7 protein-coding genes and 1 pseudogene are annotated in these 10,486 nt (G+C 61.5%); 3 read left to right on the top strand and 5 right to left on the bottom strand.

The annotated features are described in order from the left end of the window. Window positions 1–478 precede the first annotated feature (478 nt). Window positions 479–726, top strand: a pseudogene (locus EN991_RS00375) (hypothetical protein); the annotation flags it as partial. Between the two features lie 405 nt (window positions 727–1,131). Here EN991_RS00375 and EN991_RS41575 read toward each other — a convergent pair. Continuing rightward, complete coding sequence (locus EN991_RS41575) at window positions 1,132–1,257, bottom strand: hypothetical protein (protein ID WP_263499051.1); 126 nt, start codon at window positions 1,255–1,257, stop codon at window positions 1,132–1,134. 540 nt (window positions 1,258–1,797) lie between these two features. Here EN991_RS41575 and EN991_RS41745 point away from each other — a divergent pair. Together EN991_RS41745 and EN991_RS00390 are read left to right on the top strand one after the other, a co-directional pair. Continuing rightward, window positions 1,798–2,100 (top strand): DUF1127 domain-containing protein, encoded by a 303-nt coding sequence (locus tag EN991_RS41745; protein WP_084015936.1) that lies wholly within the window; start codon window positions 1,798–1,800, stop codon window positions 2,098–2,100. A 1,504-nt stretch (window positions 2,101–3,604) separates the two neighbouring features. Then, entirely contained in the window at window positions 3,605–4,174 is a 570-nt protein-coding gene (locus tag EN991_RS00390) for a DUF488 domain-containing protein (RefSeq protein ID WP_127367953.1), read from the top strand. 30 nt (window positions 4,175–4,204) lie between these two features. Here the strand turns inward: EN991_RS00390 and pgm are convergent, their stop codons facing one another. Genes pgm through EN991_RS00410 form a run of 4 tightly spaced genes read right to left on the bottom strand, consistent with a single transcriptional unit; the run spans window position 4,205 to window position 10,479 of the window. Then, a complete protein-coding gene (gene pgm / locus EN991_RS00395) occupies window positions 4,205–5,863 on the bottom strand; it encodes a phosphoglucomutase (alpha-D-glucose-1,6-bisphosphate-dependent) (protein WP_206519125.1) in 1,659 nt (552 codons plus the stop codon). Window positions 5,864–5,876: 13 nt separating this feature from the next. Next, window positions 5,877–7,982 carry a transketolase gene (gene tkt, locus EN991_RS00400; RefSeq protein WP_127367950.1) on the bottom strand — a complete coding sequence of 702 codons (2,106 nt, stop codon included), beginning with the start codon at window positions 7,980–7,982 and terminating at the stop codon, window positions 5,877–5,879. A 38-nt stretch (window positions 7,983–8,020) separates the two neighbouring features. Further along, entirely contained in the window at window positions 8,021–9,673 is a 1,653-nt protein-coding gene (gene pgi / locus EN991_RS00405; RefSeq protein WP_245460870.1) for a glucose-6-phosphate isomerase, read from the bottom strand. After that, complete coding sequence (locus tag EN991_RS00410; RefSeq protein WP_245460871.1) at window positions 9,670–10,479, bottom strand: transaldolase family protein; 810 nt, start codon at window positions 10,477–10,479, stop codon at window positions 9,670–9,672. The genes pgi and EN991_RS00410 overlap by 4 nt, the downstream gene beginning before the upstream one ends. Window positions 10,480–10,486: the final 7 nt, after the last annotated feature.

A 10,486-nucleotide genomic window follows, 5' to 3' on the forward strand; every position in this document is an offset into this window, starting at 1 on the left:
TTCGGCGCCACTCAGGTTGGCATTCTGCGCTCGCTCGCGCGCCGCGGCAATTGCAGCGTATATGGTTGTCGGTTCGAGAGTTGGCGCACTGAACGAGGCCTACTATGCTGGCGATCTCACGATGGAAGGAAACCCGGATCGAGACTATCTGGCGTGGATTGGGCCGGCGCGACGTCTTTCCGTTGACATGGAAAGTGAACCGGATGAAGCGGTCTCGCGTATGGGAGGGTAACGTTCAAGGCCATGCCGACCCCTTCTGATACGCCAGCATCAACGAAGCAAGCACGAAAGAAGCGACAGTCCAATCGAAGGACTGGCGATATCTGGCTGTAGCGGAAGGACAGTGTCGATCGGTCCCGCCTGATCACGCCGAAGCACACTGGCACCGACGGCATGGTCTCTGACTAGCGCTCAGAGCCGTAAATGGGTCGCCTTTATCAAGAACCGCTTCGAGGCGCTGCTGAGGGAGACGGCCGCTATCCTTTGCGGCCATCATGGACTAGCAGCTCATGCTCGTTTCGCCATCGGCTGCTACGTCTACCGAGTGGTCCGGGCCCGCGCACGCAGGACCGGGTGCTCTGCCTCGGCGCGATGTAGGTCTGCGCGATGCTCCTTGCGCTCACTGCCGGCACCCGCACTGGAAGCGAGGTGTATTTCGAAGGGCGTCCTAGGATCCATGTCGAGCAAGCGCTCGCCAAGTTCCTCATGCGCGGGGAGGTGATCGAATGCTCCAAGCCGCCGACCTGCCGCCGTGGGCTGCCTGCCGACCCCCCTGCTTCTGATCGGAGTGGTGCTTACCCTTGCCGGAGCCATCGCAACACTGCGATTCGGCAGCTTTTGCTAGCGAATCCACGTACCTACACTTGGCCTCGGCTGGGGAACGGGCGCGACCGCGCTTGCTCAATCGTCTTCTCGTCGGCGCTCGGTTCCCGCGTCGGAGCCCGCGAACTGCTGGTCGCCGCCTTCGTCACGGTCACCTGATGCTCATTGCCCGGGCAGCACGTTTCCGTGCCAGGACCGCAGGGAAGACCGGCATCCCTTCGAGGTCAGAGGTGAGGCAGGCTTGCGGACATGCGTCGAACACGCTGCGGCGGCACCGGATAAGTGATGCCGCCGCAGTCATTACGAGCGTCAGCGGCGACGACCGGCCAAATTTGGGCCCGCAACGATCGCCGACACCGAAGTCGCCGCCTGACCCTTGACCTCCTTGTCCTGCTTCGGTTTGCGGGTTTCGCGGTTGCCCTTCCTCTTTGCCATTCCTTGTCTCCTTGCTGGCAAGCACTGTGCGGCCCCCGGTCGACGGCCGGCAGCGCGCTTCGTGCGAAAACGATGAAGCTGCAGGATCCCCTGGCCAGGCGGATACTCCCCGCGCGGCCAGGGTTACCGGCGCGTTTTGCGCCGCTTTCGGAACGTTAGGGAGCTTGGAGGAGGTGTGTTCATGACCTCATTATGGGAACGTCGGATGCAGAAGTCCAAGATGGCTGGCCGATACCGGCCGTTTCGCGTCCAAAGGCCGCACGCGGCGCGCTTCGATTGAATTTCCGTGTAGGAGCCCCATCTACGATGCATGGTAATCGCAGGTCGTCACAAGAAGTTTCTGGTCGTTTCGGCGTTCCTCCTGACGCGTTCCTAGCCCGAGCGGCAAGGGCGCGCCCGCCCGCCGTCTCGGGAACAAATCCCACCCAGTCCGACATCGTATCCGGTCGTTCAGCGGCCGGCTTGTCGGCATGTCCATGACCAAGCTCGCATGAGGTTCCGCCATGTGCGGCCGCGGGCTACTTCGGCGGAGAGACCAACATGTCCAAAATCGACCGCACTTATCCATCGGCATCAGAACGCGGGTCCGAACGCAAGTCCAGAACCACAGTGCGGCAGCTGTTCCTTCGTGCCATCCGCCAATGGCAGCGGAGCCGCGCGATCAACGAACTCTCGCGACTGGACAACAGGCAACTCGAGGACATTGGCATTTCGCGCAACCACATCCCGCGGGTGGTTGAGGGTCTTTTCAGTCCAGAAGGAGCCAAACCTCTCCCAATGGCGGACTACCTGGGCGAGAGCCCGGTAATCGTGGCGGAATCCTATATTCCCCGGAGGGCCTGACATGGACACGATCACAAAGACCATCATAGCCGTAGGTCTTCTCGGCCTGATGGTGACCGCGTTCGCGATGCTCTGAGGGGCATCGGTGGCGCATTCCCGCAGTTGAAGTCGGGATGAAGTAGGCAGGACAGCATGTGCATGGAGACGTTCATCAGGATTTCGAGGCTTGCCGGGAAGGTCGCGTCCTTTCCCGGAGCAAACTCTTTGACCCTGAATCCCGCACCTAACCTGCTCCGGAGCATTCCAGGCAAAGCGGTTTGGCGCCGAGCGCCGCATCGATGGAGCGTGTCATGAGAACAGTCCGAACGAGGCAGGTGTGCCTCTCCTGCAATAGCCTCTTGCCCCGCGCCGCAGTCCGCTGCCCCTGGTGCATCTCGTCGACCGTCACTCCTGCCGCGATTGCGGATCACTGCGCGTCGGGGACGAGGCCCGGCGGACGAGCAAGCCGGGCCCAGGTGCTGCAGTGAGACCGGCCAATGCGATGCCGGTCCCGCCGACCCTGATCGATCCCGCCCGAAACGCCGCCACTTCGGCGGAGCGGGGAACGTGGGCGCTTGGGGAGGTCGCCCGGACATCATCCTCTGTCCATCCCGCTACGAAGCGCGAGGCGCTCTGGCCTCTCGGGTCTGCTCGCCGAAAGGGGCGGGCAAGCCGGGAAGCCGTGTTGGCTGCCCTGCTGCGGCGGGAGCGCCGCGGGCCGACATACATCGGCGGCGGAATCGCGATGCCGCACGGACGAAATGACGAGTCCCTGCTGCCAGCGGCGGCAGTCCTCCGTCTCCGGCAACCTGTGCACTACGCTACGGCGGACGGCGACATGGCGGACATCCTCGTAGCCGTCCCGTGGCCGAAGGGGGTCTCGTCAGGATACGTGCCGACGCTCGCCCGCCCGTTCGTCGGCCAGCGGACAAGGCACGCAAGGAATGCCGCAGACTTCACTTCGCCCCCGCCGAAGTCGGAGCGGACCACGTCGGAGAAGGGAAACTACATCGGCGAGCGCATCATGTAGACCATCTCGGTGCCGGACAAGATGATCGCGGCTGATGCCTAGCCGCTGCAACCAAACCCTGGATCCATGCTGCGGTACTGTGGGCGTGGTGATGGGCTTCTTCGCCTTGTGCCGCCCTTGGGGCGAGCATGGTGGCAAGGGGCGCTCTATCTCCTAATCTCCGACGCCGTCTATAGCGCTCATCCGTGGTTGCGTTCGGCACGCCGGTCATCGGCGTCAGTCTGTGCACACGAACGATCGTGCCGCTGCCCCCCCCCTGGCTTCCGAATTCCAGCTCACGTAACGCTGACTCGAGCCATGTGGCTCGACCAAGGGTGACAGGGATTCTCGCGCGAGACGCCATTCTGCACCTGGATGGCGCAATCGAATGGCGATGATCCACCACTCAACCTTTGCACGCGAATTCGGTTCCAGCGATCGCTTCCCGATGCAGGGGTCTTTTTTGATCTGCGCGATAAACAGGCTACAATCCGCGTCGAGGTGGCCAAGGTCGCCGTGCGCCGTCAGATTGGAATCGAAACGAACAGCTTCTTCACCATAGGCCATTCCACGCGTACGATCGTCGAGTTCGCCGAACTGCTTAGGGAGTCTCGTGTCGATTTCGTTGTCGATGTGAGGTCGATGCCGCGCTCGCGCACCAATCCGCAGTTTAACGAAGACAGCCTTCCGGGAGCGTTGGCGCCGTGGCAGATCGGCTATAAGCATGTCGCTGCGCTTGGCGGCTTGCGGGGCAAGGCGCGGGGGGCGGAACCTTCCCCCAATAGCTATTGGCGCGTACGTGGTTTTCGCAACTACGCAGACTATGCGCTGACCGAGCCGTTCGCCAAAGGCTTGGCGCAACTGCGAGAGCTCGGCAGCCGGCATCGCTGCGCAATCATGTGCGCGGAAGCCGTCTGGTGGCGCTGCCACCGCCGCATCATTTCCGACTACCTGCTCGGAGAAGGCGAACGGGTCATGCATATCCTAGGGGCCGGTCATGTCGAGGAGGCCAGCCTGACCCCAGGCGCTGTCGTGCGCCATGATGGAACGATCGTTTACCCCGGGGAGCATCTCCTCGGGACGTAAGCATGGGTCATCACAAGCCGTGCAGCCGGTTCAGCTTCCTTTGGTTGCCCCGAGCGCATGGTCGACGGTCGTCTGCGCCTCGGCCAGGATGGCGCGCAGGTGGTCCTGTCCGCGAAAACTCTCAGCGTAGATCTTGTAGATATCCTCGGTACCTGACGGGCGCGCGGCGAACCAGCCGTTTTCCGTGGCCACCTTGACGCCGCCGATTTCGGCATTGTTGCCCGGTGCCCGGCTGAGCACCGACCGGATCGGTTCGCCAGCCAAGATCTTCGACGTGATCTCATGCGGCGAGAGCTTCGACAGTTTCTCTTTTTGTGCTGGGGTTGCCGTTGCCTGGAGCCGGTCGGCGACCGGTTCGCCCAATGCCTTCGTCAGGTCGCGATAGACCTCGCCGGGATCGCGACCCATCCTTGCCATGATCTCGGCCGACAGCAACGCCGGCACGATGCCATCCTTGTCGGTCGTCCAGACGGCGCCGTTGCGGCGCATGAACGTCGCACCAGCGCTTTCCTCGCCGCAAAAGCCCATCGAGCCGTCCTGAAGGCCCTCGGCGAACCATTTGAACCCGACCGGCACTTCATACAGTCTGCGCTTCAGCCTGGCGCTGACGCGATCAATCATCTGGCTGCTCACCACCGTTTTTCCCACAGCGGTGTCCTTGCGCCATTCAGGGCGATGCTGGAACAGGTAATCAATCGCCACCGACAAGTAATGATTGGCCGGCAGCAGCCCGGCACTGCGCGTGACGATGCCGTGCCGGTCGTGATCGGTGTCGCATGCGAAAGCGATGTCGAATTGATCCTTCAGGCTGATAAGGCCTTGCATGGCATAAGCTGAAGACGGGTCCATGCGGATCTGGCCATCCCAATCAACCGTCATGAAACGAAAAGTGGGATCGACGTGGGGATTGACGATGGTCAGGTCGAGTTTATAGCGGTCGGCTATGGCGGGCCAGTAGTGGACTCCCGCGCCGCCGAGCGGGTCGACGCCCATGCGAACATGCGCTCCCCGAATGGCGTCCATGTCGATGACATTGCCGAGATCGTTCACGTAAGCGTTCAGGAAATCGTGGGCATGGACTGTAGGCGCATGGAGGGCCTTCTCGAACGGCATCCGCCGCACGCCTTTCAGGCCGTTGCCAAGCAGCTCATTGGCCTGTTGTTCGATCCAGCCGGTGACATCGGTATCCGCCGGCCCGCCATTGGGCGGGTTGTACTTGAAACCTCCGTCGCCGGGTGGGTTGTGCGACGGCGTGATGACGATGCCATCGGCAAGCCCGGTCTTGCGGCCTTTGTTGTAGATGAGGATTGCGTGAGAGACGGCAGGGGTGGGCGTATACTCGCCACCGGCCGCCATCATCACCTCCGCCCCGTTCGCGGCCAGCACTTCCAGTGCGCTCGCAAACGCCGGTTCCGACAGCGCATGTGTATCGATGCCGATGAAGATCGGGCCGTCGATGCCCCGTAGCTTGCGGTACAGACAGATGGCCTGGCTGATTGCCAGAACATGTGCTTCGTTGAACGTTCTTTCGACTGCAGACCCGCGGTGCCCGGACGTCCCGAATGCCACGCGCTGCAACGGGTCGGCAAGGTCCGGCGCTTGGCTATAGTAGGCCGTGACAAGCCTGGGGACATTGACCAGCAGGTCGGGCGGGGGCGGCTTTCCGGCCAATGGACTGATGTTCATGATCGTGCTGATTGCCTCATTTGGTGAAAGCCGCACTGCCTGGAGCTTGAATGCCCGCAATTTGCGCCTTGGCAGCCGCAACGACGTGTGCGGGCTCGAATCCGAAGTGTTTTGCGACGACCTTTGATGGAGCGGACAGGCCGAAGCTATGCAGAGCCAGGATGGCGCCGTCGAAGCCGGTATACCGTTCCCATCCGAAACCGGATGCTTCCTCCACTGCCACGCGGGCGGTTATCGTTGGCGGCAGGACGGTGTCGCGATACTCCTTTGGTTGGCTTTCAAACAATTCCCATGACGGCATGCTGACGACGCGTGCCTTGATGCCCTCGGCCTTCAGCTGTTCATAGCCCGTCACGCACAGCGCGACTTCGCTGCCGGTCGCCAGCAGCAGGACGTCGGGTCGGGCGTCGGGAGCATCGGCCAGTACATAAGCGCCCCGTGCCACGCCGCCTGCGTTTGCGTAGGTCGAGCGATCGAGCGTCGGCACCGGCTGTCGCGTCAGTACGAGGCAGACGGGCCTGTCCTTGAGATGAATGATGACCTTCCATGCCTCCATGACCTCATTCGCATCCGCCGGGCGCAGCACGATCATGCCGGGCATGGCGCGGAACGAGGCAAGCTGCTCGATGGGCTGGTGGGTTGGCCCGTCCTCGCCGAGACTGATGGAATCGTGGGTCCAGATGGAGATGAGCGGGAGTTCCATCATCGAGCTCAGCCGCAGCGCCGCGCGGCAATAGTCGGTGAAGATCAGGAAGCTGGAGACGAACGGCCGCAGCTTCGACAGGCTCATGCCGTTGCCGATGGCGCACATGGCATGTTCGCGCAGGCCAAAGTGGAAATTCCGCCCGCGGTAGCTGACGGCCTGGTCACCCTCGGGCGCCTGAAAGTTGCCGGCGAAATCGAATTCGAGGTTCGTCTTGGTTGACGGCGACAGGTCTGCCGCGCCACCCAGCAGCCATGGCAAATGTTCCGCAATAGCGTTCAACACCTGGCCGGACGATTCACGTGTCGCGAGGCCTTTCGCGTCGGCTGAGAAGGCGGGCAACGTGGCGTCCCACCCGGGAGCAACTTCACGTCGCTGCATCTGATCGATCTGTTCGGCCAAGTCAGGATATTGTTTGCGATAGGCAGCAAACAATTTTCGCCAGGCGGCATGAGCGGCGTCCCCACGCTTGCCCATATGTGAGCGGAAATGCGCCACGACCCCGTCCGGAACTTTGAAATCGGCGTCCGGATCCCAGCCGTAGAATTCCTTCGTCAGCCGAACTTCTTCGGCGCCCAGGGGCTCGCCATGCGCTTTGCTGGTGTCATGCTTGTGCGGCGCGCCATAACCGATATGACTTTGAACGATGATCAGCGTGGGGCGGTCATGCGTATCGATGAACATCTGATACGCCTTGCCCAGCAACACCAGATCGTTTGCATCGCTTACCCGCTCGACATGCCATCCGTACGCAAGGAAGCGGGTTGCCACGTCTTCGGTGAAGGTAAGGCCAGTCGGCCCCTCGATGGTGATGTGATTGTCGTCATAAATCCAGCAGAGGTTCGACAATTTGAGGTGTCCAGCCAGCGATGCCGCCTCGTTGCTGAGCCCCTCCATCATGTCGCCGTCGCTGCACAGCGCATAGACAGTGTGCGAGAACAGATCATAATCGGGTCGATTGTAGGTGGCCGCCAGCCACCGTTCAGCAATTGCCATGCCGACGCTTGTGGCGGCACCTTGTCCGAGTGGCCCCGTGGTCGTTTCCACGCCCGAGGTCCAGGCAAATTCGGGATGTCCAGTGCAATGGCTGCCTGCCTGGCGGAACGACTTGAGATCGTCCAACGTCACGGCCAGCCGGTCGCTCGATGGATAGGCCGGCCCTTTTGCCTTGACGCCGCACACATGAAGCAGGCTGTAGAGCAGAGCGCAGGCGTGACCGGCCGACAGCACGAAACGGTCGCGGTTCGGCCAGTCGGGATCGGCTGCATCATAGCGCAGGAAGTGTTGCCACAGGCAGTAGGCGACTGGCGCGGCATCCAGCGGCGTTCCGGGATGGCCGGAATTTGCCTTCTGGACCGCGTCGATGGAAAGCATCCGCAGCGTGTTGATGCAAAGCTGGTCGAGTTGCGCCTGTACCATATTTTTTCCGATCGGAGTCTTGCGGTCCGGCTGTCGATTCAGTGCTTCTTGATCCGGCGATAGCGCTCGATCAAAGCATTGGTCGAGCTGTCATGTTGAAGATTTGGGGTCGCGGAAACTTCCAGTTCAGGGATTGTTTTCTCGGCCAGCGCCTTGCCCAGCTCAACGCCCCATTGGTCAAACGAGTCGATGCTCCAGATGACGCCTTGCGTGAAGACGCTGTGCTCGTAGAGCGCCACCAGGCTGCCTAGTATCTTTGGCGTCAGGCGCTCGGCAAGCAACGTATTGGTAGGGCGGTTGCCTTCGAAGGTGCGGTGCGGAACCAGCCAATCCGGCGTCCCTTCCGCTCGGACTTCCCCTTCCGTTATGCCGAAAGCCAGCGCCTCGGTCTGTGCGAAGAGATTTGCCATCAGGAGATCGTGGTGGCGTCCCAGCGGATTCAATGCCTGGCAAAACCCGATGAAGTCGCACGGAACGAGCTTGGTGCCTTGATGAATGAGTTGGTAGAAAGAGTGCTGCCCGTTGGTGCCAGGTTCGCCCCAATAGATCGGCCCTGTTTGGTAGTCGACTTTCGTGCCGCCAAGCGTGACGTGCTTGCCATTGCTCTCCATCGTCAGTTGCTGGAGATAGGCGGGAAAACGCTTCAGATATTGCTCGTAGGGAAGCACCGCGACCGTCTGCGCTTCGAAGAAATTGTTGTACCAGACCGCGAGCAGACCCATCAGAGCCGGCAGGTTCTGATCGAACCGTGCAGTGCGAAAATGCTGGTCCATGTCATGGAAGCCCGACAGCATCGCCTGGAAATTTTCCGCCCCGACGGCGAGCATGGTGGATAGGCCTATCGCCGAATCCATTGAATAGCGGCCGCCGTCCCAATCCCACATGCCGAACATCTGTTCGGTGTCGATGCCGAATTTGGCGACCCCTTCGGTATTGGTCGAGACGGCGACGAAATGCCGGGCCACCGCCCGCTCGTCGCCCAGCTTGCGCAGCACCCATTGACGGGCCGTATGGGCGTTGGTCAGCGTTTCCAACGTTTTGAACGTCTTCGAGCAGATGATGAACAGCGTTTCTTCAGGATTCAGATCTCGCGTCGCTTCCGCGAAATCGGTACCGTCGATGTTCGAGATGAAGCGGAAAATCATGTCGCGCCGGCTGTAGTGGCGCAGCGCTTCATAGGCCATGACCGGCCCGAGGTCAGAGCCGCCGATGCCGATATTGATGACGTTGCGGATCGGCAGGCCTGAATGGCCGCGCCATGCGCCGCTGTGGATCTTGTTCGTGAAATCAGCCATCTTGCCGAGCACCGCGTGCACTTCCGGCACGACGTCGATACCGTCAACTAAAATTCGCTCGCCAATTGGTGCGCGCAGCGCCGTGTGAAGCACAGCACGCTGCTCGGTCACATTGATCTTCTGACCGCTGAACATCGCTTCGATGCGCTCACGCAACCCGGAGGCCTCGGCAAGTTCAATGAGAAGCTGGACCGTCTCAGGCGTGATGCGGTTTTTCGAATAGTCGAGATAAAGTCCGCAGGCGTCGACGGTGAACTGCGTGCCACGTCCGGGATCATCCGCGAAGAGCTGTCGCAGATGCAAAGGGCGCACTTCCTGACAATGCGCCAGCAACGCCTGCCATGCTGAAAGCTCCGTGAGCGGCAATGTCCTGGCCGCAAGAAGCGCGCTCATCATCTGCCGGCCGAACCGTGGCGATGTAACTGCTCGCTCTTCAAGGCAATCACCGCCATCAGATCGGCCCATGATTTGGTGAAGGATTGCGCGCCTTCCAACTGGAGCTGCGCGGCAAGCGCCTGAATGTCGACGCCGGCTTTTGCGAAATCGCCAAGCACGGTTTCGCTGTCGCCGCCATCCTCCCGCATGATGCCGCGCAACACACCCTCTTTCGAAAACGCATGGAGTGTCTTCTCTGGAATGGTGTTGATGGTAGCAGGCGCGGCGAGCGCTTCGATATAATAGGATTGCGGAAGCTGCGGATCCTTGGTGCCGGTGCTCGCCCATAGCAGACGCTGGGAAAGTGCGCCGGCATCGGCCAGCTTGCGCCATCCGGAAGAGGCAAGCCGCTCCCGGTAGGCTTTATAGACTTGCCCGGATATGGCGATACCGAGACGGTTCCGCAGCGCGGGGTTAACCTTATCCATGACCGCCTTGTCCCAGCGGCTGACGAAGATTGAGGCGACAGAGGCGATCTTCGGGTCGAGCCCGGCGTCAATCCGTCGCTGAATGCCTCGGCAATACGCGTCGGCCGCCGCCACATACTGCTCGCACGAAAACAGCAGGGTGACATTCACCGGCACGCCGGCGAAGATCGATTCCTCTATGGCCTCGACACCTGCGGGCGTGCCCGGAATCTTGATGAACAGGTTGGAACACTCCGCCTGCCCATGCAACCGCTTGGCGGCTTCGACAGTGGCGCCGGCATCGTTAGCCAGCAAAGGCGACACTTCCAGGGAAACCCAGCCATCGATGCCGCCCGTCACTTCGTGG

This window comes from Mesorhizobium sp. M7A.F.Ca.US.005.03.2.1, from assembly GCF_003997795.1.
Taxonomy (GTDB): Bacteria; Pseudomonadota; Alphaproteobacteria; order Rhizobiales; family Rhizobiaceae; genus Mesorhizobium; species Mesorhizobium ciceri.

Coding starts and splice junctions, on each gene's coding strand:
- EN991_RS41575 (WP_263499051.1), bottom strand. CDS start 1,257: ATGGCAAAGAGGAAGGGCAACCGCGAAACCCGCAAACCGAAGCAGGAC.
- EN991_RS41745 (WP_084015936.1), top strand. CDS start 1,798: ATGTCCAAAATCGACCGCACTTATCCATCGGCATCAGAACGCGGGTCC.
- tkt (WP_127367950.1), bottom strand. CDS start 7,982: ATGGTACAGGCGCAACTCGACCAGCTTTGCATCAACACGCTGCGGATG.
- pgi (WP_245460870.1), bottom strand. CDS start 9,673: ATGATGAGCGCGCTTCTTGCGGCCAGGACATTGCCGCTCACGGAGCTT.